This window comes from Rhodobacter sp. 4.3.4 (assembly GCF_058724655.1).
On sequence record NZ_CM178967.1, the window covers coordinates 548780 to 574395 of the forward strand.

Here is a 25616-nt window from a genome sequence, read left to right on the forward strand (position 1 = left end):
ACGTCAACGTAACCGTGACGCGACGTTACAGTGACGCAAGCGTCAAGCAAACTTGTAATGTGGTGGTGCAAGCTCGATCTGCCGCCTTACGTTACGCAAAGGGACAAAGGGGGCGGCAGGATGAGTGACGACATGATGACGATCCGCGAGATGTGCGATGCGTTCGAGGTGACGCCCCGCACCTTGCGGTTCTACGAGGCGAAGGAGCTGCTGTTTCCGCTGCGCGAGGGGCAGAAGCGGCTGTTCACCCGGCGCGACCGGGCGCGGCTGAAACTGATCCTGCGCGGCAAGCGCTTCGGCTTCAGCCTGGAGGATATTCGTCAGCTGCTGGACCTTTATGACATGGGGGACCAGCAGAAGACGCAGATGGCCGAGACGCTGAAACTGGCGCGTCAAAGGCTGCGGGAGATGGAGCGTCAGCGCGACGAACTGGATCTGGCGATCGGGGAGTTGGCGGCGCAGATCGCCTGGGGCGAGGAGAGGTTTGCCGGCATGGCCGAGTGATCCCCGCCCCCGGCCAAACCGACAAGGGAGAGGACCATGCCGACTTATACCGCAAACACCCGCGACATGCAGTTCGTGCTGCACGAGCTTCTGAAGATCTCCGGGCAGGATGTGCCCGGCTATGCCGAGCTGGAACGCGATTTCACCGAGGCCGTGCTGGATGCGGCGGGCAAGGTCGCTTCCGAGGTGCTGGCGCCGCTGAATGCGGTGGGCGACACTCAGGGCTGTCGGCTCGAAAACGGCGCCGTGCGCACGCCTGCGGGCTTTGACAAGGCGTTCGCCGCGATGAAGGAGGGCGGCTGGACCGCGCTTGATTGCAACCCCGAGTACGGCGGGCAGGGCATGCCCTATGTGATCAACTGCGCCGTGGGCGAGATGTTCGTCTCCGCCAACATGGCCTTCAACATGTATCAGGGCCTGACGCATGGCGCGGTCTCGGCGATCGAGGCGCATGGCACCGAGGCGCAGAAGGCGACCTATCTGCCGAAGATGGTGGCCTGCGACTGGACCGGCACGATGAACCTGACCGAGCCGCATTGCGGCACCGATCTGGGTTTGCTGCGCACCAGGGCCGAGCCGCAGCCGGACGGCAGCTACAAGATCACCGGCACGAAGATCTTCATCTCGGCGGGCGATCACGATCTGGCCGAGAACATCATCCATCTGGTGCTGGCGAAAGCGCCCGGCGGCGGCGAAGGGACGAAGGGGATTTCGCTCTTCATCGTGCCGAAATTCCTGGTGAATGCCGATGGGTCTTTGGGTGCGCGCAATGCGGTGAGCGTCGGCAAGGTCGAGCACAAGATGGGCATTCACGGCTCGTCGACCTGCGTGATGAATTATGACGGTGCCACGGGCTATCTCTTGGGCGATCTGCACAAGGGCATGCGCGCGATGTTCACGATGATGAACGAGGCGCGGCTGGGCGTGGGTCTGCAGGGCTATGCGGTGGCTGAAGCCGCCTATCAGGCGGCGCTCGCCTATGCTAAGGACCGGCTGCAGGGCCGGGCCGTGACCGGGGTGGCCAATCCTGCCGGTCCGGCCGATCCGCTGATCGTGCATCCCGACATCCGCCGCGCGCTGATGGATCAGAAAAGCTTCCTCGAGGGGGCGCGGGCTTTCACTTTCTGGGGGGCGACGCTGATCGACCGCGCGCATGGGTTGCAGGACCGCGAGGCCGAGGGGCTGATCTCGCTGATGACGCCGGTGATCAAGGGCTTCCTGACCGACAAGGGCTTCGAGTCCTGCGTTCAGGCGCAGCAGGTCTGGGGCGGGCATGGCTATATCGAGGAACAGGGCATGAGCCAGTTCGTCCGCGATGCCCGGATCGCGATGATCTACGAGGGCGCGAATGGCGTGCAGGCGCTGGACCTTGTCGGGCGCAAGCTGGCGGCCGAAGGCGGCAAGCCGCTGATGGGCTTCTTCGAGATGGTCAAGGCCGAGTGCAAGGCGCATGACGGTGACGTGCGGATGAAGCCTTTCACCGATGCGCTGAAGGTGGCGTCGAAACAGATGCAGGCGGCGGGGATGTTCTTCATGCAAAACGCCGCGAAGAACCCGGATGCGGCGCTCTCGGGCAGCTATGACTTCATGCATCTGATGGGGCATGTCTGTCTGGGCCTGATGTGGACGCGGATGGCGGCGGCGGCGCATGCGGCGCTGGACGGCGGGGCTTCCGACCGGGCCTTCTACGAGGCGAAGATCACCACCGGGCGCTATTACATGGCGCGGCAGCTGCCCGCCTGCGGGGTGCATCTGGCGCGGATCGAAAGCGGGTCCGAAGTGGTGATGGGGCTCCCGGCCGATCAGTTCTGAGCGGCGCAGGATTTCGCCCCGGGCTTGCGCCCGGGGCGACCCGCCGGGGGCTCCGCCCCCGGACCCCCGGGATATTTGCGGCAAGATGAAACACGCGCGGTTGCCGATTCAGGATTGAAAAAGGGCCCGTCCGTCGCCGGAGGGGCCCTTGGTTTTTCGCGTCGGAGCGATCAGCGGCGCGGATCGTGGCTGTCGTCTTCGTCCTCGTCGTCGTCGCCATGCGGCAGGTTGAAGAAGCTGTCGGCATCCGAGAAGTCTTTCGGATCCTCCGCCTCTTCCGTTTGCGCATCGAGGCCGAAGCCCTCGATGCCGCTGCCCGGCAGGCGCGGTTCGGTGGTCATGCCGAGGCTCTGCTCGGTCGAGACCAGTTTGCGGCGCTCGTCATCGCTCATCACGCCCTCGGCGGCGCGTTTCTTCGCAGCCTTCTGCACTTCGCTGTCGAGTTCCGACTGACGGCACAGGCCCAGCGCCACCGGGTCAATGGCGGTCATCGAGCCGATGTTCCAATGCGTGCGCTCGCGGATCGAGGCGATCGTCGGTTTCGTCGTGCCGACCAGACGGGCGATCTGCGCATCGGCGAGTTCCGGGTGGAACTTGACCAGCCAGAGGATCGCATTCGGCCGGTCCTGGCGTTTCGAGAGCGGCGTGTAGCGCGGGCCGCGACGCTTGTCCTCGCCCACGGCGGCAGCGTTGAATTTCAGCCGCAGCTTGTAAAGCGGGTCTTTCTCGCCCTTCTCGATCTCGCGCGGGTCAAGCTGGTTCGAGCCGACCGGATCGAAGCCCTTGACGCCAACCGCCACATCGCCATCGGCAATCCCCTGCACCTCAAGTTCATGCATGCCGCAGAAATCGGCGATCTGTTTGAAGGTCAGGGTCGTATTGTCCACGAGCCAAACGGCGGTGGCCTTCGCCATCAGGGGCTTGTTCGTCATCGGAGCGATCCTCTACACATATCTCTCCCGGGCCGAGAAACCGGCTGCGGCCCGGTTCCCCCCGGCCGCGGTCCATTTCTGGTGGGGAATTGCTGGTTTATATAGGGCCGAATGGCTGCGGAGGAAAGAGAAAATGAGGCTTTTCGCGATTTGTGCCGCAGTTCTGCTTGCGTCGGGCGCCTTTGCCGAAGACGAGCGGGCGGGGCGGTTCGACTATTACCTCCTGGCGCTGAGCTGGTCGCCCGGCTGGTGCGCAACCGAGGGCCGGGACCGGGACGCCCACCAATGCGATCCGGGCAGCGGTGCCAGTTTCGTTCTGCACGGGCTTTGGCCGCAGTTCGAGGCGGGCTGGCCGAGCTATTGTCGCAGCGCTTCGCGCGATCCTTCGCGGGCGCAAACGGCGGCGATGGCGGACATCATGGGCTCGGATGGCGCGGCCTGGCATCAATGGAAGAAACACGGCCGCTGTTCCGGCCTTGCCGCGGCGCAGTATTTCGCGACGGCGCGGCAGGCCTATGAGAGCATCGCCATTCCCGTTCCGTTTCAGGAGCTTGCACAAGATATGCGGCTGTCGGGCGCCGCTGTGGAGACGGCGTTTCTTGCGGCCAATCCTGGGCTTTCGCGCGAGATGGTGACGGTGACCTGCGCGGGCGAGCGGATCGACGAAGTGCGGATCTGTCTGACGAAGGATCTGCGGCCGCGGCCCTGCGGGGCGGATGTGCTGCGCGATTGCCGCAAGCCCGATGCGCTGATGGAGCGCGTGCGATAAGCGGGCGAAAGGGCGTATTTGAACCAGGAAAAGCCACAGGGTTTTCTTGGTGCAAATACGCCCTTTCAGGGGGCGTTCTCAGGACAGGCGCAGCACGATCTTGCCGATATGGGCGCTCGATTCCATCCGCGCATGGGCGCTTGCGGCCTCCTCCAGCGCGAAGCTGCTGTCATGCACCACCTGCAGCTTTCCCGTCTCGACCATCGGCCAGACATGGGCGCGCAGCTGCCTTGCGATCTCGGCCTTGGCGGTGTCAGACTGCGGGCGCAGCGTCGCCCCGGTGAGGGTCAGGCGGCGCAGCATCACCTGGGCGAAGTTGATCTCGGCTTTCGGGCCTTCAAGGAAGGCGATGAAGACCAGCCGCCCATCATCGGCCAGCGCCTTGATATTGCGGGCGATATAGCTGCCCCCCACCATGTCGAGGATGAGGTCCGCCCCGCCTTCGGCGCGCAGGATCTCGGCGAAATCGGCCTCGCGGTAGTTGATCGCGGTGGCGCCAAGGCTTTCGCAGGCGGCGCATTTTTCGGCGCTGCCCGCAGTCGCCCAGACCCGGGCGCCAAGCGCGCGGGCGATCTGGATCGCCGTCGTGCCGATGCCGGAGGAGCCGCCATGCACAAGGAAGCGCTCGCCCGCGGTCAGGCCGCCACGCATCACCACGGTCGACCAGACGGTGAAACAGGTCTCGGGCAGGCAGGCGGCGTCGCGCAGGCTGATCCCCGCGGGGACGGGCAGGGCATGGGCGGCGGGGCAGGTGGCATAATCGGCATAGCCGCCGCCCGGCAGCAGCGCGCAGACCGGATCGCCGACCGCCCAGCCCGAGACCCCGGGGCCAAGCGCCGCGACATGGCCCGCACATTCAAGCCCGGGCAGATCCGAGGCGCCCGGAGGGGCCTTGTAGGCGCCCGCGCGTTGCAGCGCATCGGGGCGGTTCACCCCGGCAAAGGCGATCTCGATCAGGATCTCGCCCGGACCCGGCACCGGCACGGCGCGGCTGGCCAGTTTCAGCATCTCGGGGCCGCCGGGGGCGGTGATCTCGATGCAGCGCATCGACTGCGGCAGGGCTTTCAAAGCATCTCTCCCCGGGCCGACAGGCTGCCCGGCGCAATCCTCGGCTCGGGCGCGCGAATCGTATCCAGGACACCGCGCAGACCGGGCAGGCGCAAAAGCCCGCCCTTGAGCTTTTCGAACTGCATCACGTTCTCGATCCGGTGATCGAGGAAGGCCCAGGTATCGGCCTGCCCGGGGCTTTCGTCGCCGATCCAGAACAGCACCGTCGCCGAGAACACGCCCGAAAGCGTCAGGCGCTTGGAATACCAGTTGTAATCGCGGCTTTCGTCGCCCAGGCCAAGCCAGATCGTATCGGCGGTTTCCCAGACAAGCCGTCCGCCCAGTGCCATGTTCTGCGGCAGGGCGAAGGCGGCGCTGGCGCGGCGGACAAGCTCGGCATCGACCAGACCGATGCGCAGCTTCACCGCGGCCGCCACCTTGTCGCGGAACCGCAAGCCCTGAAACTCCTGGGATTTCAGCGCCTCGGCCAAAGCCCGGTCGGCAGCGCGGTGATAGTCGGCGGCCAGATCGATGGCGCCGCGCGGGCAGACCAGACGCGCCAGCGTCGGATCGGCGCCGATATCGGTCAGTGCCGCGGCAAAGGCCGGATCGGACCAGCCGTCGAAAGGCACATGCGGGGTGATCGCCTCGAGCAGCTCGGCCCGCAGGCGCGATGCCTCCAAATGATCGTTTTTCATTGCTTTTCCCTTGCGCGGCAGCGGTGGACAAATGTCCGGACCTTTGCTATATGGCCGCTTCCTGCAAACTGATGCAACTCAAACTTAGGAAGGTGGTGACACCACATGCAGGTCAGCGTTCGCGACAACAACGTCGAACAAGCGCTTCGTGCCCTGAAGAAAAAACTTCAGCGCGAGGGGGTTTTTCGCGAAATGAAGCTCAAGCAGCATTTCGAAAAGCCGTCCGTGAAGAAAGCGCGCGAGAAAGCTGAAGCCGTTCGCCGTGCCCGTAAACTGGCGCGGAAGAAAGCTCAGCGCGAAGGCGCACTTTAAGAGGCGTTTGATAACGCTGGCGGGCTTGCCCGCACCGCGAACCCCCGTGGCCCAGCCAACGGGGGTTTCTGGTTTTTGGGGGGTGGCTCAGGCCGCCCGGTGCTGCGGCGCCGCCATCGCGTCGGTGCGAAACAGCACCATCGCCTCGCGCAGCTGCGCCGACATGCCCGAAAGCACCCGGCTTGCCGCCGTCGTCTCCTCGAACATCGCCACGTTCTGCTGCGTCACCGCGTCCAGCTGCTCGACCGAGCCGTTGATCTCGGTCAGCGCGCGCGCCTGTTCCTCGGCCGAGCGGGCGATTTCGGCCACCCGGGCCGAGATGTTTTCCACCGCCGACACGATGCTGTCGAGCGTGGTCACCATCTGATTGACCAGATCCACCCCGGTCTTCACCTGCCGTTCCGACGACTGGATCAGCGTCGAAATCTCGCGCGCCGAGGCCGAAGAGCGCTGCGCAAGGTCGCGCACCTCCGAGGCGACGACGGCAAAACCGCGCCCTGCCTCGCCCGCCCGCGCGGCCTCCACCCCGGCGTTCAGCGCCAGCAGATTGGTCTGGAAGGCGATGTCGTCGATGACCGAGGTGATCGAGGCGATCTGATGCGAGCTTTGTTCGATCTCGCCCATCGCCTGGATCGAAGCGTTGACGACATGGGTGCTGTCGCGCGCCATCTTTTCCGCCGCCTGCGCCGCCTGCGCGGCCGCAGTCGCCATTTGCGCGGCCGAGCCGACCGAACTGGACAATTCGTTCATCGCCGAAGCGGTCGTGGCCAGGGCATGCGCCTGCCGTTCGGTGCGGGAGGACAGGTTTTCCGACGCCGAGGTGATATCGGCAATCTGCGCGGTGATCTCTTCGGAACAGGAGAGCGCCACCCCGATCGCCTGCGCCAGCTGGGTCACGGCGGCGTTGAAATCTTCGCTGAGCGAGCCGTAATCGCCGCCCTCGATCCGCGCCAGCCGCACCGTCAGATCGCCGTTCGACAAGGCCCGCAGCACGTCGCGCAGGCGGGCGACGACCGCCTCCTGCCGCGCGGCATAAGCGGTGCGTTCGTCGGTCAGACGGGCCGAAGCCTCCATCGCGCGGGCATTGGCCTCGGCGGCGGCGCGGGCGGTTTCCTCGGCCTCGGCACGCAGCGCCTCGGCGTGTCGGGCGACCTTTTCCGACTCGCCGCGGCGGGTTTCGGCCTGCGCGGCGGCGTCTTCGGCGCGGCGTTGCGCGGCTTCGGCGCTGAGCGACATCTGCTGCAGGCTGTCGAGCTGCGCGGAGATCGAGGCCTCCATCTTCTGGCGATAGAGCACGCTGGCGATCAGAACCGCGGTTTCCGCCACCACCACCGCGCCGTGGAACAGGGTGCGCAGGATGTTTGGCCAAAGCTCCGTGCTGGGATAGACGAGGCCCGGCAGCAGCACGCTGAGCGCCAGGTGATGCAGCGCGATCGTCGCGGCCGAGATCAGCAGCACCCGCACATCGACCATTGCCGCCAGTCCGGCGAGCACGGCGAAAAAGATCATATGGCTGTCGAGCTGCCAGGGGTGCCCGGAGAGCGCGGCGGTAAAGGCGATCGCCTGCCCCACAAGCCCCTGCGCGACCAGGGCGCGGCCGCTGGCGGTGTCACCGCGCAAAGCGCCAAGCCCTGCCACCGCCACGAAAATCCAGGCGATCAGCGGGGCTGCGACGGTGGCAGTGCCGACCAGAACGGCGACGCCGGTGACGAGCACGGCAAAGGCAAGTGTCGCGATCAGAAACAGTCGCATCGGGATTCTCTTCTGCGCGGTCGTGGGGATCGACATGTCAGTAGGCTCCACAAAATTGCGCCACGGCGGTGGCATCGACGACGGCCCATGCCCCCGCCTCTGTCAGGCGCCGTGCGGCGCCCGGGTCCGTTGCGGCGACCATATGTCCGAGAGGCGCCTCTGTCGGGCCGATCAGGCGGGCGCCCGCCTGCGCCGCGACCAGATCGGCGCTGCGCCAGGGCGGCACGACCATGACCCAGGGGCCGACGCCCGATGCCTTGGCATCGAAGATCGCAGCTGTCGGGACGATCGAGATCGAGAGAGCCAGAACCAGAAATTCGAGTCGCATCGGAACCTCCGCCGCAAACCTTAGGCGGAAGCCCTTAACAACCGATGTTCGGGTTCAGATCGGCAGCGCCGTCGTCTTGAAGACGGTACGCAGCGCGAAGGAGCTTTGCATCCCCTGCACCCCGGGCAGCCGCGCCAGTTTCGAGCGGTGGATGCGGGCGAAATCCTCGGTATCCTCGGCCACGACCTTGAGCAGGTAATCGGCCGAGCCCGCCATCAGATGGCATTCGAGCACGTCGGGGATCTTTTTCACCTCGCGCTCGAAGGCTTCCAGCACTTCGTCGGCCTGACCCGAAAGCGTGATCTCGACGAAGACGGTGGTCGGACGGTCGAGGCGGCGGGCATCGAGCAGCGCGACATAGTCGCGGATGTAGCCCTCGTCCTCAAGCCGCTGCACCCGGCGGTGACAGGCCGAGGCCGAGAGGTTGACCCGCTCGGACAGTTCCGCATTCGAAATGCGGCCCTGTTTTTGCAACACGGTCAGGATGCGGCGATCTGTGGCGTCAAGGGTCATGGGCGCGCAAGTTTCTTCGAAGGTTTCGCGGAACGGTGGAAGATATGCGCGCGGAAACGGGGGTTTTGCAAGCATATTTGAACGCATTTTTCATCCCGGCAAGCGCAGAGTGGAGGCACAAATGGCAGGGAGGAACGCCATGAAGATCGGATGCGTGAAAGAAATCAAGGCGCAGGAATTCCGGGTCGGCATGACCCCGGCGGCGGCGCAGGAGGCGGTGGCGCAGGGACATGCGGTGTTGATCGAGACCGGGGCGGGGCTGGGCGCGGGCTTTTCCGATGCCGATTATGTCGCCGCCGGGGCGGAGATCGTGGCACAGGCCGCAGTGGTCTGGGCCGAGGCCGAGATGGTGGTGAAGGTGAAGGAGCCGCAGGCCGCCGAGCGGGCGCAGCTGCGCCCCGGCCAGGTGCTGTTCACCTATCTGCATTTGGCGCCCGATCCCGAGCAGACCGCGGATCTGCTGCGGTCCGGGGCCACCTGCATCGCCTATGAGACGGTGACCGACCGCATGGGCGGGCTGCCGCTTCTGGCGCCGATGTCCGAGGTGGCCGGGCGGCTGGCGCCGCAGGTCGGCGCGTGGGCGCTGCAAAAGGCCAATGGCGGGCGCGGTGTGCTGATGGGGGGCGTTCCCGGGGTGCGCCCGGCCAATGTGGTGATCATCGGCGGCGGCGTCGTTGGCACGGCCGCCGCGCGGGTGGCGACCGGGATGGGGGCGCATGTGACGGTGCTCGACCGCTCGATCCCGCGGCTGAGCTATCTGGACGATGTCTTCATGGGGCGGCTGACGACGCAATATTCCGACCGCGCCGCCACGGAGGAGCTGATCCGGGATGCCGACATGGTGATTGGCGCGGTGCTGGTGCCGGGGGCGGCGGCGCCGAAGCTGGTCAGCCGGGCGATGCTGAAGACGATGAAACCGGGCGCGGTGCTGGTCGATGTGGCGATCGATCAGGGCGGCTGTTTCGAGACCTCGCATGCCACGACGCATCAGGACCCGATCTACGAAGTCGATGGCATCCTTCACTATTGCGTCGCGAACATGCCCGGCGCCGTGGCCCGGACCTCGACGCTGGCGCTGGGCAATGCCACGCTGCCCTTCCTGCTCGCGCTGGCGAACAAGGGCTGGCGGCAGGCCTGCGGTGATGATCCGCATCTGCTGGCCGGGCTGAATGTCCATGCGGGGCAGATCACCTGTGCCCCGCTCGGTGCGGCGCAAGGGCTGACCGCGATCGACCCGGTGACGGCGCTGACGCTGTAAGATCGTCCCTGTTCCGGCCGCGTGTCGGAACAGGGGCTGTGCGTGGCGGCCCTTGCGCGCGGGCGGATTTCGGGCAGTCTGATCGGCAGGAGGCCCCCATGACCGATCTTTCGCTTTACCCGATCACCCGGCGCTGGCCCGCCACCCGTCCCGAGGTGATCCAGCTTTATTCCCTGCCCACGCCGAATGGCGTCAAGGTCTCGATCCTGCTCGAGGAGACCGGGCTGGCCTACGAGCCGCATCTGGTCAGCTTCGACAGCCAGGATCAGATGACGCCCGAGTTCCTCTCGCTCAACCCCAACAACAAGATCCCGGCGATCCTCGATCCGAACGGCCCGGGGGGCAAGCCGCTCGCGCTGTTCGAAAGCGGGGCGATCCTGACCTATCTGGCGGAAAAGGCGGGGCAATTCCTGCCCGAGGCGCAGCGCTACGAGGTGCTGCAATGGCTGATGTTCCAGATCGGCGGTGTCGGGCCGATGTTCGGGCAGCTGGGCTATTTCCACGCCTATGCCGGCAAGGAGATCGAGGATCCCCGCCCGAAAGAGCGCTACCGGGCCGAGGTGGCGCGGCTGCTTCGGGTGCTTGACGGTGTGATGGCGGGGCGCGACTGGATCGCGGGCGACTATTCCATCGCCGATATCGCGATCTGCCCCTGGTTGCGCGGGCTGAGCGTGCATTACAAGGTCACCGATCTGGTCGGCTGGGAGGATCTGCGCCACGTGCCCGCCTGGCTTGAGCGCTTCCTCGACCGCCCCGCCGTGCAGCGCGGTCTGCTGGTGCCCGCGCGCCCTCAGCCCTGAGTCGGGCTGTCCGTCATGCCGCGGCCAACCCGTTCGGCGATCCTTGCGGCAAGCCAGGCCATCCAGCCTTCGGGCTGGGTGAAATGGAAGGGCGAGCCCTCGGGCATCGGGATCGGGGCGCCGGACTGGCGAGCCTCGGCCTCGCGCCGGGCGGCGGCGATGATCTGTGCCGGGCTGCGTTCCAGCGCGGCCATGGCCAGTTCGACCGCCTCGTCGCGGGTCAGGGCCGGGTCGAACAGGTCGGGCTGCATCCCGGCGGCCTCGACAAAGCTGCGCAGCCGCGACTGCGCCGCTTTGATCCGCGCCACGGCATGGTCGCGCTGATCGGCGCGGAAGGCGCGTTCGAGCGGCAGGGTTTCCTCGAAGGACGACAGTTCCGCGCCCAGACCCTCGATTGCCGCAGCCAGTTCCAGCGCCACTTTCGGATCCTGGTTGCGGGTGATTTCGGCCCGGCAGGCCTCGATCATGTCGCGCAGCACGGTGATCCGGTGCAGCGCGATCACATCGGCGGTCTCGGCAAAGGCGATGTCACGGGCGGCGCGGCCAAGATCGTCCATCGCCGATTCGAGCGGGTAAAGCGCCCGGGCAGGGCGGGCGGCGCCGAAAATATCCTCGGCAAGTGTCCAGGCAGCATCGTGGAGCATGGTACATCCCCTTCTGGTGATGCAAGCACCCTGTCACAACGAGGTGAACAAGCGGTGAACGCGCAGCGCCATGTTCGCTTTGCGTTCCCGCTTCGGCCTGCTCAGTGCCCGTCGCGGATGATCTTGCACAGCGGCTCGAACAGCTCGCCGTTCGCCGCGATCACCGTGCCGCTTTCGAAAATGCCGCGGTCGGCGCGCACCGGGCCGACGAAGCCGCCCGCCTCTTTCACCAGGATCAGACCGGCGGCCATGTCCCAGGCGTTGATGCCGCGTTCCCAATAGCCGTCATAGCGGCCCGAGGCGACATAGGCGAGATCCAGCGCCGCCGAGCCGAAGCGGCGCACGCCTGCGCAGACCGGCATCAACCGGGCCAGATCCTGCAGCGTCGCGGGCAGGGTGGAGCGGCCGCCGAACGGCACGCCGGTCGCAAACAGCGCCTCGATCATGTGGCGCCGCCCCGACACGCGCAGCCGGCTTTCGTTCATGAAGGCGCCAAGGCCTTTTTCCGCATAGTAAAGTTCGTCCTTGGCGGCGTCGAAGACAACGCCCGCGACAACCTCGCCCTTGTGTTCCAGCGCGATCGACACCGCCCAATGCGGCAGGCCGTGCAGGAAGTTGGTGGTGCCATCGAGCGGATCGACGATCCAGCGCCGGGTCGGGTCTTCGCCCGCTTCCTCGCCGGTTTCCTCGCCCAGCCAGCCATAAGTCGGACGCGCGCCGCGCAGCTCTTCCTTGATGATCCGTTCGGCCTCGCGGTCGGCTTTCGACACGAAGTCCCCCGGCCCCTTGGCCGAGACCTGCAGGTTCTCGACCTCGCGGAAGTCCTTCACCAGAGCCCGCCCCGCCTTGCGCGCGGCCTTGATCATCAGGTTGAGGTTGGCACTGCCTTGCATCGGGGACTCCTTCGGTCACAAACGCCTGCCTTACACGGCAGAGGTGAAGATTCCAAGAGGTCAGCCGCGCATCAATTCGGCGCGTCTGGGCAGGAACAGGGTCAGCACGCCCATCACCGGCAGGGCGGAGCAGATCAGATAGACGGTGCGAATGCCCCAATGGTCGGCCATCAGCCCCAGACCCGCCGCGGCAATGCCGCCCATGCCGAAGCTCAGCCCGAAAAAGATCCCGGCGACCATGCCGACACGGCCGGGCAAAAGCTCTTGTGCCAGAACGACGATGGCGGAAAAGGCCGAGGCGAGGATCAGCCCGATGCAGACCGTCAGCACGCCAGAAGCGACAAGCCCCACATGCGGCAGCGCGAGGGTGAAGGGCAGCACGCCAAGGATCGAGATCCAGATCACCACCATCGGCCCGAAACGGTCGGCGACCGGCCCGCCCAGCACGGTTCCGGCGGCGACCGAGCCGAGGAACAGGAACAGCATCAGCTGCGCGGTGCGGGTGTCGACGCCGAAGCTCTCGATCAGGTAGAAGGTGTAATAGGAATGCAGAGACGCCATATAGGCGTTCTTCGAAAAGGTCAGGATCACCAGAACCGAGATCGCGGCGATGGTGCGGCCCTTCGACAGCGGCAGGGTCTTGTCCACCGCCCGTTTCGCCCGCGCGGCCAGATGGCCGGCATACCAGCGGCTGACCTGCACCAGCACGATCCCGGACAGCACGGCCAGCGCGGCAAAGATCGCGACCGAGGGGCGGCCAAAGGGCAGCACAACAAAAGCCGCCAAGAGCGGGCCGATCGAAGTGCCGAAATTGCCGCCGACCTGAAACACCGATTGCGCGAGGCCGAACCGCCCGCCCGAGGCGACGCGGGCGACGCGGCTCGATTCGGGGTGAAAGATCGCCGAGCCAAGTCCCACCAGCATCGCCGCCGCGATCAGCGCCGGATAGCTGGGCGCAAAGGCCAGCCCCATCACGCCCAGAAAGGTGCAGCAGGACGCCAGCGGCAGCGACCAGGGCTGCGGCTTCGCGTCGGTGTAAATCCCGATCGCCGGTTGCAACAGCGAGGCCGTGCCCTGAAACGCCAGCGTCAAAAGCCCGATCTGCCAATATTGCAGCGCGAAATCCGCCTTCAGGATCGGATAGATCGACGACAGCATCGACTGCATCACATCATTGAGCATGTGACAGGCGGATACGGCCAGAAGGATCGGGAACACGGTCGCTTGCGCGGCGCGCGGTTGGGGAATGGCGGTCATGGATGGTCCTCGGGCTGAGGCCGCGATCTAATCCCGGCCCCGATCCCGCGTCACGCGCAACTTTGTGACGGTTACATCACCCTTGCGTGACGGGGTTACGCCCGTTGCAGCTTCACCGGCTCGGTCCGCGCCAGCCGCAGGAAATGCGCCATATAGGGGGCGGTCACGTCTTCCTCGCGCGTGGCCGCATAAAGCCGCTTCGTCAGGCCCGCTTCCGTCACCCGCTTCGTCACGTAATCAGGCTGATATTTCACCTCGCGCAGCACCCAGTCGGGCAGCACCGCAACCCCGCGCCCCGAGGCGACCAGCATCAGGATGACGGTCGTCAGCTCCACCTGCCGATGCGCTTTCGGCTCCACCTTGGCAGGCGTCAGCAGCAGCGAGAACACATCCGACCGCGCCCGGTCAATCGGATAGGTCAAAAGCGTCTGATCGGCGAAATCCCTTGCCTCGACAAAGGGTTTGGCGGCCAGCGGGCTGTTGGCCGGTGCGATGAAGGTGGGCGAATAGTCGAAAAGCGGGTTGAAGGTGATGCCCTCGATCCGCTCGGGGTCGGAGGAGATCACCAGATCGACATCCTCGCGCGCCAGCGCCTGCAGCGCGGTGAAGGCGAGGCCGGGGCGAATGTCGATGTCGATATCTGGCCAGACGCGGCGAAAAGCTTCCAGAACCGGAAACAGCCATTCGAAACAGGCGTGGCATTCGATGGCAATATGCAGCCGCCCGGCGCGGCCCTGCCGGATCGCGGCGAATTCCGCCTCGGTCGCGTCGATCTCGGGCAGGATGCGCTCGGCCAGACGCAACAGCTTCAGCCCCGCCGCGGACAGGCGCAAGGGCTTGGAGCGACGTGCAAAAAGCTCAACGCCCGCCTGATCCTCCAGCCCCTTGACCTGATGCGACAGTGCCGATTGCGTGATGTGCAGGATCTCGGCCGCCTTCGCGAGGCCGCCTGCATCGTGAATCGCCTTGATCGTGCGCAGGTGCCGAAACTCGATGTGCATTATGAGACGGCCTCATCACCTTCTTGAAGATTATGAATTTGTCTCACATCGCGGAATCGGCGACAAGGGGACAACCAAAAAGGACGCCCCCGATGACCACGCCGCATGTCAGCTTTGAATTCTTCCCGCCGCAGACGCTTGATGCCTCGTTCCGGCTGTGGGAGACGGCGCAGGTTCTGGCGCCGCTGAAACCTGGTTTCGTCTCCGTGACCTATGGCGCGGGCGGCACCACCCGCAAGCTGACCCATGAAGCCGTGTCGGCGATCCACAAGAATTACGGCCTGAACGTCGCCGCGCATCTGACCTGCGTCGATGCGACGAAAGCCGAAACGCTAGAGATCATCGATGCCTATGCCGAGGCCGGCGTGACCGAGATCGTCGCGCTGCGCGGCGATCCGCCGAAAGGTGCAGCCCGCTTCACGGCCCACCCCGAGGGCTTTGCTTCCTCGGTCGATCTGATCGAATGGCTGGCCAGGGACGGCCGCTTCACGCTGCGCTGCGGCGCCTACCCCGAGCCGCATCCGGAAGCCGCCGACACGCTGGCCGATGTGCGCTGGCTGAAACGCAAATGCGCGGCGGGTGCCACCTCGGCGATCACGCAATTCTTCTTTGAAGCCGAGACCTTCTTCCGCTTCCGCGACGCCTGCGTGAAGGAAGGGATCACCGCGAAGATCATCCCGGGCATTCTGCCGATCCAGTCCTGGAAAGGCGCCAAGGGCTTCGCGCAGCGCTGCGGCACCTCGATCCCGGCCTGGGTCGAAGAGGCCTTCGAACATGCGATCCGCGACGACCGCGAGCAACTGCTGGCCACCGCGCTGTGCACGGAACTGTGCGACAATCTGATCGCGGGCGGGGTGGAGGATCTGCATTTCTACACGCTGAACCGGCCGCAGATGACCCGCGATGTCTGCCATGCGCTGGGCGTGACCCCGGACGTGGTGCTGGAAAACGTCGCCTGATCTGATCGGCGGATCTGACGCAACGGAACTTTTGCGGGGGGCTTCGGCCCCCTTTTCCGTTTCCTTCCCCTGCGTCACGCTGGCGCAAAGGGAGAGCGTGATGACCGAACCGAAATATGCCGCGGGGCCTGCGGATTTCCTGTCGCTGGCCGAGGTGCAGGCGATGACCGGCCTTGAGTATATGCGGGCGATGCTGGCAGGGCAGGTGCCGACGACGACCTTTGCGCGCGGCTGCAATTATCGCTTCACCCGGGTCGAGCCCGGGCTGGTCGAGGTGACGGGCACGCCGGGGCATGACCACACCAACGCCTTTGGCGGTGTGCATGGCGGCTGGTATGGGGTGCTTCTGGATACGGCGCTGACCTGCGCGGTGATCACCGGGCTGAAGCGCGGCCAGTATCAGACCACGACCGAATACAAGGTCAACATGCTGCGGGCGAGCCCCCCGGGGACCGAGGTCCGCGCCATCGGCCGGGTCGAGCATGTCGGGCGGTCAACGGGTGTCGCGCGGGGCGAGATTGTCGGCACCGCCGATGGCAAGACTTATGCCCTTGGCACCGCGACCTGTCTGATCATGGGGGCCTCGGGCTGAAACGGCGCCAGCGCCAGTTCGGGCCTCGTGCCGCGGCGCTTCAGCCCGGTGCCGATGCGGATCCACCATTCCAGCTTGCGCTTGCGCACCGACTCGTGCAGCCGCTCGGACCCGTCGACACCGACCCGGCGCGGCTGGCGCATGATGTAAAGCTTGCCCCAGCCGCCCCAGCTGCCGACCGAGGGCGCGGCGGGATCGCAGGGAAATTCCGCGCGCCAGCCCGCGGGCAGCGCCAGACCCAGGCTCTCGGCCTGTTCCAGCATCCAGACCAGCGGAATGTTCGACAAGGGCCGGGCCGCGTCATACTCGGCCAGCTGCCCGCCCACATCGGCATGGCAGCCGCGGAACCAGACCTGCTCGATCCGCGTGGCCCCGGTGCCGTCGCTGTGCCACAGCAGCGGCGAGAGGACAGGCCGCGTCTCATGCAGCGCCAGCGCCTGAAACCCGTGCCGGACCGAGGGGCCCAGCCGGTGATCGTGAAACCGCACCCGGTCCGCGCTGAGCGTCCAGAACAGCGGCAGCCGCAGCCCCAGCGCCGCCACCGTGTCAAAGACCCCCACCATCTCGATCGGCGCCGAGGGGTGGCAGAGCGCATCGCGAAAGGCCTTGGGCGAGACTTCGGCCCGGTAATGCCGCCAGGCCTGTCCGACATTGCGTTCGGTCGCGGCCTCCTTGCGCAACAGCCCGACCCGGTCGATCAGCCCGGCGAGCGAGCGCGCCGCAAAGGCCCCGCGCGAATAGCCGATCAGGAAGATCCGGTCGCCGGGGCGATAGCGCATCGCCAGCCAGCCATAGGCGCGCAGGATCTGCGCCTCGACCCCCCAGCCCAGCCAGATGTCCTTGAGATCGCGCCATTCCCGATATTGCAGGCCCTTGCCGTAATAGACCGAGGCCCGTGGCGAGGACCGGCGCAAAAAGCGGTAGATCATCCCGATCGAGGTCAGATGCGCCTGCGACAGCGAGCCGAGCGTGCCGTCGAGCAGCACCACATGGTCGACAGATCCGCGGGCGGGCCGCGGCGGCGGGCTTGGTTCAACGCGCGCCGAACTGGCCTTGCGTTGCCGCCAGATCCCGATCACGCGATGAAACAGCCTGACCATGACGTGCCCCCACCGTCTGCGGCCTGAATGTCAACGGCCTCGCCCGAGAGTAGGGCAAGGCCGTTAATCCTCAATTACACGCGCGCCAAAGTGTCGCGGATGTCGGCAACTGTTGCTTTCCGGTCAGCCTTTCAGCGCCAGCGCGGTGACGATTTCCATCTGCCCGAAGCCGTTGAAGCGGGTGTTGGTGGCCGAGGAATAGGCGCCCATGCCGTGAAACACCACATAATCCCCTTCGGCCAGTTCGCCGGGCAGGGCGACATCGCCCGGCAGGCGGTCGACCGAATCGCAGGTCGGGCCGAAGACGATACGCTCGACCATGTCGCCGCCGCGCTCGACGCCCTCGGGCGACCAGACCTCGATCCGCTCGATATTGCCCACCAGCGGCAGTTCCGTCAGACCGCCATAGACACCGTCGTTCAGGAACACATGCGTGTCGTCGCGCAGCGCCTTGACCTTGGTGATATGGGTGAAGGCATCGCCCACCAGACCGCGGCCCGGTTCGCAGACAAGGATCGGACGGTCAGAGCCGAAAGCTTCGGTGGTGGCGCGGTCGATCAGCGCGAAGATGTCTTCGAGCACCGGGGCCGGACCCATCTTGCGATGGTTCGGGAAGCCGCCGCCGACATTCAGCCGATGCGCCCGCACCCCCGCGGTGGCGCAGATTTCCGAGGCGACCAGGATATAGGCTTCCCAGGCGGCCGGATCGGTGCATTGCGTGCCCGGATGGAAGGTGAGCGAGGGGATGAACCCCGCTTCCGCGGCGCGGCGCAAAAGCTCTGCCGCCAGATCCGCGGTGGCGCCGAATTTGGCGCCGAAGTTGTAGGCCGCACCCTGCACCGGCAGTTTGAAGCGCACCGAGATTTCGCAGCCCTCGGCGGGCACCATCTCGATCAGCTTGTCCAGCTCCGACCGCGAATCGACCGACCAGGTCTTCACGCCTGCCCGCACCGCATGGGCGATTTCCTCGCGCCCACGGACCGGGTTGTGGTAGTGCAGCGCGGCCCCGGGGGCGAGACGACGGATGAGGTCGATCTCGAAGGGCGAGGCGACATCGAACCCCTTGATGCCCGCGGCGACAAGGTTCTGGATCACCATTTCATCCGGGTTCGACTTCACCGCATAGGTGACGACGCCCGGAAAGCCCTTCAGGAACCGCCGCGCGGTCGCTTGCAACACGGTGGGCGAGAACACCAGCACCGGATGATCGGGTTGTTTCGTACGGATGATTTCGGACGGTTGAGTCCAAATAGTTTTGGAAAGTCCCATCGGCTTCTCCTCGCCAATAGAACGCAGCCACCTCTTGCCCCGGCTATGTTACGGGTGGGGAGACGCTTACGACGCGTTTCGACCTAACCCAGGCCAGGTGCGTATGAGCCGCCCTTTTCCTGCTCTCTCATATTGCGCGATATGAGGCACATTTTCACCGATCAAAAGAGTAGAAATGCGGCGATCTATCGTTATAATGACGAAAGCATCGGTCAATCTGCAAGTGTTGCGTCATGGACGAACTGGATACGGCAATCGTCGGGTTTTTGTCGGGCGACGCCCGGATTTCGGTGGCGACGCTCTCGCGCCGGTTGAAGGTGGCGCGCTCGACGATTCAGGCGCGGCTGGAGCGGCTGGAGACCTCGGGCGTGATTGCGGGCTACACGGTCAAGCTGGGCGAAGCGGCCCGGGCGGGGCGGCTGCGGGCCACCGTTTTGCTGATGGTGGAACCCCGCGCGCAGGCGGGCATTCTGACCCGGTTGAAGTCGATCCCCGAGGTCGAGCGGATCTCGACCACCTCCGGCCGGATCGACCTTTTGCTGCAGGTGGCGGCGAATTCGACGGCGCAGCTGGATGTGGTTCTCGACCAGATCGGCGAGATGCAGGGGGTGCGCAGCTCCGAAAGCCTCATTCACCTCAGCACGAAGCTTGACCGGGCGGTGTGAGCGGCGGGCCGAAGAACCGGGGTTTCTTCCACCCCTCGTTCGGCGGGACAGCCGTGCACCGGAAGGCTTTTCGATCCCGTCTCACCCGCGCGGGATCTTTGCGCCAGGGTGAAAGCAGGACGCAGGGATGTCATGCGAATCGTGCTAGATTGCGGCTTCCCTTCAGAAGGAGGCTTCCATGTCCTTTCACGGTGTTCCCTGCTGGTTCGAACTTTCCGTAGCCGATCCCGAGGCCGCGCAGGACTTCTATGCCAGGGTTTTCGGTTGGGAATGGTGTGGCGCCGGGATGGAGGGCTTCGATTACCGCCTGGCCCGGTCGGGCGCCGACATGGTGGCCGGGCTGATGGCGCTGAAAGACTGCCCCGAGGGGACGCCGCCGAACTGGTTGCTCTATCTCGCCGCCAAGGACTGCGATGCGACCGTGGCGCAGGTGCGCGATCTGGGCGGGCGGGTCTGGAAGGACCCGACCGACATTCCCGGCACCGGGCGCTTTGCCGTGCTGGCCGATCCGCAGGGTGCCTGCTTTGGCATCCTCACGCCCCTGCCGATGGACCCGCCGTCGCCGGGCGGGGCGTGGAACCAGCGTGCGGTGGGGCATGGCAGCTGGATCGAGCTGATGACGCCCGATCCGAAGGCGGCGTTGGAGATCTATCGCAAGCTCTTCGACTGGCGGCCCGACATGTATTTCGACATGGGCCCGGTCGGGGGCTATCACGTCTTTGCCCATCGCGGCACGCAGATCGGCGGCATGATGGGCCTTGGCGCCGCCCCATGCCCGAACTGGCTGCCCTATTTCGGCGTCGCCGCGGTCTCGAAAACGCTGGAGGTCATCCTCAGCGCGGGCGGCGCGGTACTGCATGGCCCCACCGAAGTCCCCGGCCCGGCCTTTGTCGCCGCCTGCCGCGATCCGCAGGGCGCGCATTTCGCCGTGGTCGGCCCCAATCGCTAGGCCAGACCCGCGTCAAAGGCTTTTCCTTGCAAGGGCTGCGCGCTAAAGAGCGTCAAGCCCTGAAAGGACAGAACCGATGAGCATGGAAAAGACCTTCGACGCGCGCGAAGCCGAGCCGCGGCTTTATGCGAAATGGGAACAGGCGGGCGCCTTCAAGGCCGGGGCCAATGCCTCGCGCCCCGAGACCTTCTGCATCATGATCCCGCCGCCGAATGTCACCGGGGCGCTGCACGTCGGCCATGCCTTCAACAACACGGTGCAGGATATCCTGATCCGCTGGCACCGGATGCGCGGTTTCGACACGCTCTGGCAGCCGGGGCAGGATCATGCGGGCATCGCCACCCAGCTGATGGTGGAAAAGGAACTGGCGAAGACCGGCCAGCCCTCGCGCGCGGACCTCGGCCGCGACGAGTTTCTGAAAAAGGTCTGGGAGTGGAAGGGCAAATACGGCTCGACCATCATCAACCAGCTGAAACGGCTGGGCTCGAGCTGCGACTGGTCGCGCAATGCCTTCACCATGTCGGGGGCGCCGAATGCACCGGCGGGCGAGGAAGGCAACTTCCATGACGCGGTGATCAAGGTCTTTGTCGATCTTTACAACAAGGGCCTGATCTATCGCGGCAAGCGGCTGGTGAACTGGGACCCCCATTTCGAGACCGCGATTTCCGATCTGGAAGTCGAGAATATCGAAGTCGCCGGGCATATGTGGCACTTCAAATACCCGCTCGCGGGCGGGGAAACCTATGAATATGTGGAAAAGGACGCCGAGGGGAATGTGACCCTGCGCGAGACGCGCGATTACATTTCCATCGCCACGACGCGGCCGGAAACCATGCTGGGCGATGGCGCGGTGGCGGTGCACCCCAGTGACGAACGCTATGCGGCCATCGTCGGCAAGCTGTGCGAAATTCCGGTCGGGCCGAAGGAGCATCGTCGCCTCATTCCGATCATCACCGACGAATATCCCGATCCGAGCTTCGGCTCGGGCGCGGTGAAAATCACCGGCGCGCATGATTTCAACGACTATCAGGTGGCGAAACGCGCGGGCCTGCCGATGTATCGGCTGATGGACACCCGCGCGAAGATGCGCGCCGACGGGGCGGATTACGAAACCTGCGCCCGCCGGGCGATGGAGATTTCGCGCGGCGCCGCCTTCACCGAGGCCGAGGTCGACACGCTGAACCTGATCCCCGAGAACCTGCGCGGCCTGGATCGGCTGGAGGCCCGCAAGATCGTGGTCGAGGAGATCAACGCCGAGGGTCTGGCGGTGATGATCGCCAACCCGAAGGCGGGCGAGGAAGGCCAGCCCGATCTGCTCCCCTATGTCGAAGCCAAGCCGATCATGCAGCCCTTTGGCGACCGCTCGAAAGTGGTGATCGAGCCGATGCTGACCGATCAATGGTATGTGGATGCCGAAAAGGTCGTTGGCCCGGCGCTGGAAGCGGTGCGGACCGGCAAGACCAAGATCATGCCCGAGGCGGGCGAGAAGACCTATTACCACTGGCTGGAAAACATCGAGCCCTGGTGCATCTCGCGCCAGCTCTGGTGGGGGCATCAGATTCCGGTGTGGTATGGGCCTGCCAAGGCGAATGGTGTCAAGGATGCTTCTGGCTCTCTTCGTATAGAACAGTCTTTCCTGAATTCGGAGGATGTTCCTTTCTGTGCTGCCACCGAGGCGGAAGCACTCGAAATGGCCGAGAAGCATTATGGTCTGCCTGTGAAAATCGCTGGAACGGGTGGAAGCACTGACGCGGATGCCGTTTGGCTTTATCGCGACCCCGACGTGCTCGACACTTGGTTCTCCTCGGGTCTCTGGCCGATCGGGACGCTGGGCTGGCCGGAAGACACCGAGGAAATGCGCAAGTATTTCCCCACCGATGTTCTGGTGACGGGCTTTGACATCCTGTTCTTCTGGGTCGCCCGGATGATGATGATGCAACTGGCAGTGACCGGGGACATCCCCTTCCACACCGTCTACCTGCACCAGCTCGTCCGCGACGAGAAGGGCAAGAAAATGTCGAAGACCGCGGGCAACGTCATCGACCCGCTGGAAATCATCGACGAATTCGGCGCCGATGCGCTTCGCTTCACCAATGCCTCGATGGCCGCCCTCGGCGGGGTGCTGAAACTGTCGAAAGACCGCATCGCGGGCTATCGCAACTTCGGCACGAAACTGTGGAACGCCACCCGCTTTGCGGAAATGAACGGGGTGTTCGAGGCCGAGGTCGCGGGCATCCCTCAGCCCAGCCAGACCGTGAACCGCTGGATCATCGGCGAAACCGCCAAGGTCCGGGCCGAGGTCGATGCGGCCTTTGAAAGCTACCGCTTCAACGACGCCGCCAACGCGCTTTACGGCTTTGTCTGGGGCAAGGTCTGCGACTGGTATGTGGAATTCTCGAAACCGCTGTTCGATGGCGAACATGCCGCCGAAACGCGGGCGACGATGCGCTGGGTGCTCGATCAGTGCTACATCCTGCTGCATCCGATCATGCCCTTCATCACCGAGGAGCTTTGGGGCCTGACCGGTACCCGCGCGAAGATGCTGGTGCATGCCGACTGGCCGGGCTACGGCGCCGAGCTGATCGACGCCGAGGCGGATCGGGAAATGAACTGGGTGATCGCCCTGATCGAGGAAATCCGCTCCTCGCGGGCGCAGATGGGCGTTCCGGTTGCGCTGAAACTGCCGATGGTTCTGGCCGAAGCCGATGATCAGGCCCGCGCGGCGCTGGCGCGCAACGAGGCGCTGATCCTGCGCATGGCGCGGCTTGAAGCGATCACCGAAGGCACGGTCGCCAAGGGCTCGATCTCGATCCCGGCGGCGGGGGCGCTCTTTGGCCTGCCGCTCGAAGGGGTGATCGATGTGGCTGCCGAAAAGGCCCGGCTCGAAAAGGCGCTGGCCAAGGTCGAAAAGGAAGCGGCGGGGCTGAAAGCGCGGTTCGCGAACCCGAAATTCGTTGCGAATGCCGCCGAAGAGGTGATCGAGGAAGCCCGCGAAAACCTGACCGCGCGCGAGGAAGAGGCGGCGAAGATCGGCGCCGCGCTGAAACGTCTGGCCGAACTGGGATAAAAGAAGAAGGGGGGCTCTGCCCCCCTCTTGCCTTCGGCAATTCACCCCCCGGGATATTTGCCGCAAGGTGAAAGGGCAAAAGGCTCTGCTTTTTCTTGGGGCAAATACGCCACGGGGGTGCGGGGGTGTGAAACCCCCGCCGCTGCGGCCGGTTCAGCCGCCCATCCCGAACCATTGCGCCCACAGGCCCGCCGCCCAGAACATCAGGCTCAGCATCATCATCAGGATGCCGAGCCCGAACTTGTCGCGCAGCGCGAAGACGATCGGGTCGTAATCCTGCTTGCCGAACCAGCCAAGCGCCACCATGCGCACCAGCCATCCTCCCATCGGCAGCATGGCGAGCCACAAAAGCCAGGTGTCGGGGTAAAGCATCCGCCCCTGCTCCGAGACCGAATAGAGAAAGAAGATCACCAGCGCGCCGACGACGCCGATCGCCGCGACATTGAGCAGATCGCCGCGGTCCGGGCGGGCGTAGCCGCGGCCGGGCAGGGGCTCGTCTGCACTGGCAAGTGTCAGTTCCGTCAGCCGCTTCACGCAGCCGAGGCTGAGGAAAATCGGGAAGATGAAGATCAGCATGTAGATCGAGACATCGACCGCCCCCGCCGCGGCGCCGGCGACGACGCGCAGCGTGTAAAGCGTCGCCAGCGTGGTGATGTCGATCCAGCGCATCCGTTTGAGCTTCAGCGAATAGGCAAGCGATAGCCCCATATACAGCACCAGGATGCCGAGGAAGGCTGCGTTCAGCGCCGCCGCAAGGCCAAGGGCGGTCAGCATCAGAGCGGTGCAGGCGATCATCCCCACCTTGATCGGCACCGCGCCGCAGGCGAAGGGGCGGCGGCATTTCACCGGATGCAGCCGGTCGGCCTCGAGGTCGAGCAGGTCATTGATGATGTAGATCGCCGAGGCGGCCAGCGAAAACGCCACCATCCCGAGCAGGATCGGCAGCAGCGTGGCGGCGTCGAAACGATGCGCCGCGATCATCGGCAACAGCAGCAGCAGGTTCTTCACCCATTGATGCGGCCGCAGCGCCTTGAACAGCGCCGCCGCGCTCCAGCCGCCGGGCAGCGTTACCACGCCGATGCCGCGCGCGGGCAGGGCGGCGGTCTCGGGCACCCGGCCCACCACCACCGCGGTTTCCGCATGTTCCCAGACCGCCATGTCGGTGGCCTCGTTGCCCGCATAGACGAAGCCGCGCGGCCCGAAACTCCGCACCAGCGCCCCGGCCTTGGCCGCGCCCTGCAGATTGAGCTGCCCGTCCGAGGCGAAGATCCGCTCGGACAGACCATGATCGGCCGCCAGCTGCGCCACCAGCCGCTGATCCGAGGCCGAGGCCAGACAGACCTCGCGGCCCTCGTTCAGCGCGCCGATCACCACCTCGGCCACGGCGGGGGCGACGGGCATCAGATCGGTGCGCAAAGGCCCCAGCGCGGCCAGCTCCGCCTTCAGCCGGGCGCGGTCGCGAAACCGCGTCGCCGCGATCCGCAGCGTGTGCAGCGGCGCGCGGCCAAGACCGGCCCAGAAGCTTTCATAAAGCAGATCGGTGCGCAGAAAGGTGCCGTCAACATCCAGCACCAGAGGTTTGTCCTTGCTCATCGTCATCCCTTCGAGGCGAAGACGCAGCCGTCGGTGACCAGTTCGGGCGGGCTGAGGCAAAGCCCCCGCGCCACCTGCCAGGCCGCCAGCACCTTGGGCACATAATCGCGCGTTTCGGCATAGGGCGGCACGCCGCCATTCCCCTTCACCGCGTTTTCCCCGGCATTGTAGGCGGCAATCACCATCAGCGGATCGCGGTCGAATTCCTGCATCAGCCAGTTCAGATAGGCGACGCCGCCCTTGATGTTCTGGCTGGGGTCGCGGCTGTCGGAGACGGCAAAGCGGGTTGCCGTCGCGGGGATCAGCTGCATCAGCCCGACCGCCCCCGAGCGCGAGACGGCATCGGCCTGCCCGCCCGACTCCGTCGAGATCACGGCGAGCACCAGCGCGGGCGAGACCTCGGTGCCGATCGTCGCGGCAAGGATGTCGCGGCCATGCGTCTGCGCGATCGCCTGCAGGCTGGCCAGCCGCGGCGCCCGCACCGCCTGCCCGCCCGGACCCATGCTCAGCGCGTCGATCGCCTGCTGGAACCGCCCCGCCCGGTCGGCCAGCGTCGGCGAGACGACGTTCCAGAACCAGGCATAGGAGGCCGCGCCGCCATCCGCCGGACGACCCGTTCCTGCCCCGGGAGTGGGGGGCGGGGTCGCGGTCAGCGGTGCGAAGGGTTTGGCCGCCTGGGCGGCAAGGGCGGCTGCCTGTTCCTCGGGGTTGATCTGGATCGTCAGGAACCGCGTCTGCCCGGCTTTCGGCGGCAGCACGCGGCGGGGTTCGAAGTGATGCACGGTCGGCGATTTCGGGCCGATTTCGGCGCGGACGGGCACGACCGAAACGGTCGCGCTCAGGGCGAGACTGACGACGATTATCCGGCGCATATGCGCGATCCTGCTCTGGTGATCCGGTTT

At 65.7% G+C, this 25616-nt stretch carries 25 protein-coding genes; 11 read left to right on the forward strand and 14 right to left on the reverse strand.

Annotated elements, in window-relative coordinates:
- The first annotated feature begins 120 nt into the window (after positions 1-120).
- Both AC4PTB_RS02730 and AC4PTB_RS02735 read left to right on the forward strand, forming a co-directional pair.
- Positions 121-504 carry a MerR family transcriptional regulator gene (locus AC4PTB_RS02730; RefSeq protein WP_055211689.1) on the forward strand — a complete coding sequence of 128 codons (384 nt, stop codon included), beginning with the start codon at positions 121-123 and terminating at the stop codon, positions 502-504.
- A 36-nt stretch (positions 505-540) separates the two neighbouring features.
- Positions 541-2316: an acyl-CoA dehydrogenase C-terminal domain-containing protein gene (locus AC4PTB_RS02735; protein ID WP_492191570.1), complete on the forward strand. Its 1776-nt coding sequence runs from the start codon at positions 541-543 to the stop codon at positions 2314-2316.
- 170 nt (positions 2317-2486) lie between these two features.
- On the opposite strand, the gene AC4PTB_RS02740 is transcribed toward AC4PTB_RS02735, so the two are convergent.
- Entirely contained in the window at positions 2487-3248 is a 762-nt protein-coding gene (locus AC4PTB_RS02740) for a DUF1013 domain-containing protein (RefSeq protein ID WP_492191571.1), read from the reverse strand.
- 133 nt (positions 3249-3381) lie between these two features.
- Between AC4PTB_RS02740 and AC4PTB_RS02745 the strand changes: the two genes are divergently transcribed.
- Entirely contained in the window at positions 3382-4017 is a 636-nt protein-coding gene (locus tag AC4PTB_RS02745; protein WP_492191572.1) for a ribonuclease T2 family protein, read from the forward strand.
- Positions 4018-4095: 78 nt separating this feature from the next.
- On the opposite strand, the gene AC4PTB_RS02750 is transcribed toward AC4PTB_RS02745, so the two are convergent.
- The gene (locus AC4PTB_RS02750) at positions 4096-5064 is read right to left on the reverse strand and encodes an NAD(P)H-quinone oxidoreductase (protein WP_492192577.1); all 969 of its coding nucleotides are present in this window, start codon (positions 5062-5064) and stop codon (positions 4096-4098) included.
- Positions 5065-5081: 17 nt separating this feature from the next.
- Positions 5082-5762 carry a COQ9 family protein gene (locus AC4PTB_RS02755; RefSeq protein WP_492191573.1) on the reverse strand — a complete coding sequence of 227 codons (681 nt, stop codon included), beginning with the start codon at positions 5760-5762 and terminating at the stop codon, positions 5082-5084.
- Positions 5763-5867: 105 nt separating this feature from the next.
- Here AC4PTB_RS02755 and rpsU point away from each other — a divergent pair, with 105 nt between their 5' ends.
- Complete coding sequence (rpsU, locus tag AC4PTB_RS02760) at positions 5868-6074, forward strand: 30S ribosomal protein S21 (protein ID WP_011748553.1); 207 nt, start codon at positions 5868-5870, stop codon at positions 6072-6074.
- Positions 6075-6161: 87 nt separating this feature from the next.
- Here the strand turns inward: rpsU and AC4PTB_RS02765 are convergent, their stop codons facing one another.
- Genes AC4PTB_RS02765 through AC4PTB_RS02775 form a run of 3 tightly spaced genes read right to left on the reverse strand, consistent with a single transcriptional unit; the run spans position 6162 to position 8667 of the window.
- Complete coding sequence (locus tag AC4PTB_RS02765) at positions 6162-7826, reverse strand: methyl-accepting chemotaxis protein (protein ID WP_492191574.1); 1665 nt, start codon at positions 7824-7826, stop codon at positions 6162-6164.
- 37 nt (positions 7827-7863) lie between these two features.
- On the reverse strand, positions 7864-8154 hold the full coding sequence (locus AC4PTB_RS02770; protein ID WP_492191575.1) for a hypothetical protein: 291 nt from the start codon (positions 8152-8154) through the stop codon (positions 7864-7866).
- A gap of 54 nt (positions 8155-8208) precedes the next feature.
- Entirely contained in the window at positions 8209-8667 is a 459-nt protein-coding gene (locus tag AC4PTB_RS02775; protein ID WP_492191576.1) for an Lrp/AsnC family transcriptional regulator, read from the reverse strand.
- 139 nt (positions 8668-8806) lie between these two features.
- Between AC4PTB_RS02775 and ald the strand changes: the two genes are divergently transcribed.
- Positions 8807-9925: an alanine dehydrogenase gene (gene ald / locus AC4PTB_RS02780; protein WP_492191577.1), complete on the forward strand. Its 1119-nt coding sequence runs from the start codon at positions 8807-8809 to the stop codon at positions 9923-9925.
- A 98-nt stretch (positions 9926-10023) separates the two neighbouring features.
- Entirely contained in the window at positions 10024-10725 is a 702-nt protein-coding gene (locus AC4PTB_RS02785; protein ID WP_492191578.1) for a glutathione S-transferase N-terminal domain-containing protein, read from the forward strand.
- Here AC4PTB_RS02785 and AC4PTB_RS02790 read toward each other — a convergent pair.
- The 4 genes from AC4PTB_RS02790 to AC4PTB_RS02805 all read right to left on the reverse strand — a co-directional run bounded on the left by AC4PTB_RS02790 (position 10716) and on the right by AC4PTB_RS02805 (position 14520).
- Positions 10716-11369 carry a hypothetical protein gene (locus AC4PTB_RS02790; protein ID WP_492191579.1) on the reverse strand — a complete coding sequence of 218 codons (654 nt, stop codon included), beginning with the start codon at positions 11367-11369 and terminating at the stop codon, positions 10716-10718. The genes AC4PTB_RS02785 and AC4PTB_RS02790 overlap by 10 nt on opposite strands.
- Before the next feature lie 101 nt (positions 11370-11470).
- Positions 11471-12262, reverse strand: a complete 792-nt coding sequence (locus tag AC4PTB_RS02795) for an inositol monophosphatase family protein (RefSeq protein ID WP_492191580.1) — start codon at positions 12260-12262, stop codon at positions 11471-11473.
- Between the two features lie 60 nt (positions 12263-12322).
- Positions 12323-13519: an MFS transporter gene (locus tag AC4PTB_RS02800; RefSeq protein ID WP_492191581.1), complete on the reverse strand. Its 1197-nt coding sequence runs from the start codon at positions 13517-13519 to the stop codon at positions 12323-12325.
- Between the two features lie 95 nt (positions 13520-13614).
- The gene (locus AC4PTB_RS02805) at positions 13615-14520 is read right to left on the reverse strand and encodes a LysR family transcriptional regulator (RefSeq protein WP_492191582.1); all 906 of its coding nucleotides are present in this window, start codon (positions 14518-14520) and stop codon (positions 13615-13617) included.
- 92 nt (positions 14521-14612) lie between these two features.
- Here AC4PTB_RS02805 and metF point away from each other — a divergent pair, with 92 nt between their 5' ends.
- Together metF and AC4PTB_RS02815 are read left to right on the forward strand one after the other, a co-directional pair.
- Complete coding sequence (gene metF, locus AC4PTB_RS02810; protein ID WP_492191583.1) at positions 14613-15479, forward strand: methylenetetrahydrofolate reductase [NAD(P)H]; 867 nt, start codon at positions 14613-14615, stop codon at positions 15477-15479.
- Positions 15480-15579: 100 nt separating this feature from the next.
- A complete protein-coding gene (locus AC4PTB_RS02815; RefSeq protein ID WP_492191584.1) occupies positions 15580-16071 on the forward strand; it encodes a PaaI family thioesterase in 492 nt (163 codons plus the stop codon).
- On the opposite strand, the gene AC4PTB_RS02820 is transcribed toward AC4PTB_RS02815, so the two are convergent.
- Positions 16023-17171, reverse strand: a complete 1149-nt coding sequence (locus AC4PTB_RS02820; RefSeq protein WP_492191585.1) for a T6SS phospholipase effector Tle1-like catalytic domain-containing protein — start codon at positions 17169-17171, stop codon at positions 16023-16025. The genes AC4PTB_RS02815 and AC4PTB_RS02820 overlap by 49 nt on opposite strands.
- A gap of 123 nt (positions 17172-17294) precedes the next feature.
- Positions 17295-18440: a type III PLP-dependent enzyme gene (locus AC4PTB_RS02825; protein ID WP_492191586.1), complete on the reverse strand. Its 1146-nt coding sequence runs from the start codon at positions 18438-18440 to the stop codon at positions 17295-17297.
- A gap of 233 nt (positions 18441-18673) precedes the next feature.
- Between AC4PTB_RS02825 and AC4PTB_RS02830 the strand changes: the two genes are divergently transcribed.
- The 3 genes from AC4PTB_RS02830 to AC4PTB_RS02840 all read left to right on the forward strand — a co-directional run bounded on the left by AC4PTB_RS02830 (position 18674) and on the right by AC4PTB_RS02840 (position 23121).
- The gene (locus AC4PTB_RS02830; protein WP_492191587.1) at positions 18674-19105 is read left to right on the forward strand and encodes an Lrp/AsnC family transcriptional regulator; all 432 of its coding nucleotides are present in this window, start codon (positions 18674-18676) and stop codon (positions 19103-19105) included.
- A gap of 178 nt (positions 19106-19283) precedes the next feature.
- Positions 19284-20054 (forward strand): VOC family protein, encoded by a 771-nt coding sequence (locus tag AC4PTB_RS02835; RefSeq protein ID WP_492191588.1) that lies wholly within the window; start codon positions 19284-19286, stop codon positions 20052-20054.
- 76 nt (positions 20055-20130) lie between these two features.
- The gene (locus tag AC4PTB_RS02840; protein ID WP_492191589.1) at positions 20131-23121 is read left to right on the forward strand and encodes a valine--tRNA ligase; all 2991 of its coding nucleotides are present in this window, start codon (positions 20131-20133) and stop codon (positions 23119-23121) included.
- 153 nt (positions 23122-23274) lie between these two features.
- Here AC4PTB_RS02840 and AC4PTB_RS02845 read toward each other — a convergent pair whose 3' ends face one another.
- Both AC4PTB_RS02845 and AC4PTB_RS02850 read right to left on the reverse strand, forming a co-directional pair.
- The gene (locus AC4PTB_RS02845) at positions 23275-24714 is read right to left on the reverse strand and encodes a UbiA family prenyltransferase (protein ID WP_492191590.1); all 1440 of its coding nucleotides are present in this window, start codon (positions 24712-24714) and stop codon (positions 23275-23277) included.
- A 2-nt stretch (positions 24715-24716) separates the two neighbouring features.
- Positions 24717-25586 (reverse strand): lytic transglycosylase domain-containing protein, encoded by an 870-nt coding sequence (locus tag AC4PTB_RS02850; protein ID WP_492191591.1) that lies wholly within the window; start codon positions 25584-25586, stop codon positions 24717-24719.
- Between the last annotated feature and the right edge of the window lie 30 nt (positions 25587-25616).

Excerpts from the sequence above, each read along its gene's own strand:
- AC4PTB_RS02755 (WP_492191573.1), bottom strand. The coding sequence starts at position 5,762 with ATGAAAAACGATCATTTGGAGGCATCGCGCCTGCGGGCCGAGCTGCTC.
- AC4PTB_RS02825 (WP_492191586.1), bottom strand. The coding sequence starts at position 18,440 with ATGGGACTTTCCAAAACTATTTGGACTCAACCGTCCGAAATCATCCGT.
- AC4PTB_RS02805 (WP_492191582.1), bottom strand. The coding sequence starts at position 14,520 with ATGCACATCGAGTTTCGGCACCTGCGCACGATCAAGGCGATTCACGAT.
- AC4PTB_RS02800 (WP_492191581.1), bottom strand. The coding sequence starts at position 13,519 with ATGACCGCCATTCCCCAACCGCGCGCCGCGCAAGCGACCGTGTTCCCG.
- AC4PTB_RS02815 (WP_492191584.1), top strand. The coding sequence starts at position 15,580 with ATGACCGAACCGAAATATGCCGCGGGGCCTGCGGATTTCCTGTCGCTG.
- rpsU (WP_011748553.1), top strand. The coding sequence starts at position 5,868 with ATGCAGGTCAGCGTTCGCGACAACAACGTCGAACAAGCGCTTCGTGCC.
- AC4PTB_RS02845 (WP_492191590.1), bottom strand. The coding sequence starts at position 24,714 with ATGAGCAAGGACAAACCTCTGGTGCTGGATGTTGACGGCACCTTTCTG.
- AC4PTB_RS02795 (WP_492191580.1), bottom strand. The coding sequence starts at position 12,262 with ATGCAAGGCAGTGCCAACCTCAACCTGATGATCAAGGCCGCGCGCAAG.
- AC4PTB_RS02740 (WP_492191571.1), bottom strand. The coding sequence starts at position 3,248 with ATGACGAACAAGCCCCTGATGGCGAAGGCCACCGCCGTTTGGCTCGTG.
- ald (WP_492191577.1), top strand. The coding sequence starts at position 8,807 with ATGAAGATCGGATGCGTGAAAGAAATCAAGGCGCAGGAATTCCGGGTC.
- AC4PTB_RS02735 (WP_492191570.1), top strand. The coding sequence starts at position 541 with ATGCCGACTTATACCGCAAACACCCGCGACATGCAGTTCGTGCTGCAC.
- AC4PTB_RS02850 (WP_492191591.1), bottom strand. The coding sequence starts at position 25,586 with ATGCGCCGGATAATCGTCGTCAGTCTCGCCCTGAGCGCGACCGTTTCG.
- metF (WP_492191583.1), top strand. The coding sequence starts at position 14,613 with ATGACCACGCCGCATGTCAGCTTTGAATTCTTCCCGCCGCAGACGCTT.
- AC4PTB_RS02770 (WP_492191575.1), bottom strand. The coding sequence starts at position 8,154 with ATGCGACTCGAATTTCTGGTTCTGGCTCTCTCGATCTCGATCGTCCCG.
- AC4PTB_RS02840 (WP_492191589.1), top strand. The coding sequence starts at position 20,131 with ATGAGCATGGAAAAGACCTTCGACGCGCGCGAAGCCGAGCCGCGGCTT.
- AC4PTB_RS02790 (WP_492191579.1), bottom strand. The coding sequence starts at position 11,369 with ATGCTCCACGATGCTGCCTGGACACTTGCCGAGGATATTTTCGGCGCC.
- AC4PTB_RS02785 (WP_492191578.1), top strand. The coding sequence starts at position 10,024 with ATGACCGATCTTTCGCTTTACCCGATCACCCGGCGCTGGCCCGCCACC.
- AC4PTB_RS02820 (WP_492191585.1), bottom strand. The coding sequence starts at position 17,171 with ATGGTCAGGCTGTTTCATCGCGTGATCGGGATCTGGCGGCAACGCAAG.
- AC4PTB_RS02765 (WP_492191574.1), bottom strand. The coding sequence starts at position 7,826 with ATGCGACTGTTTCTGATCGCGACACTTGCCTTTGCCGTGCTCGTCACC.
- AC4PTB_RS02730 (WP_055211689.1), top strand. The coding sequence starts at position 121 with ATGAGTGACGACATGATGACGATCCGCGAGATGTGCGATGCGTTCGAG.
- AC4PTB_RS02830 (WP_492191587.1), top strand. The coding sequence starts at position 18,674 with ATGGACGAACTGGATACGGCAATCGTCGGGTTTTTGTCGGGCGACGCC.
- AC4PTB_RS02835 (WP_492191588.1), top strand. The coding sequence starts at position 19,284 with ATGTCCTTTCACGGTGTTCCCTGCTGGTTCGAACTTTCCGTAGCCGAT.
- AC4PTB_RS02745 (WP_492191572.1), top strand. The coding sequence starts at position 3,382 with ATGAGGCTTTTCGCGATTTGTGCCGCAGTTCTGCTTGCGTCGGGCGCC.
- AC4PTB_RS02750 (WP_492192577.1), bottom strand. The coding sequence starts at position 5,064 with ATGCGCTGCATCGAGATCACCGCCCCCGGCGGCCCCGAGATGCTGAAA.
- AC4PTB_RS02775 (WP_492191576.1), bottom strand. The coding sequence starts at position 8,667 with ATGACCCTTGACGCCACAGATCGCCGCATCCTGACCGTGTTGCAAAAA.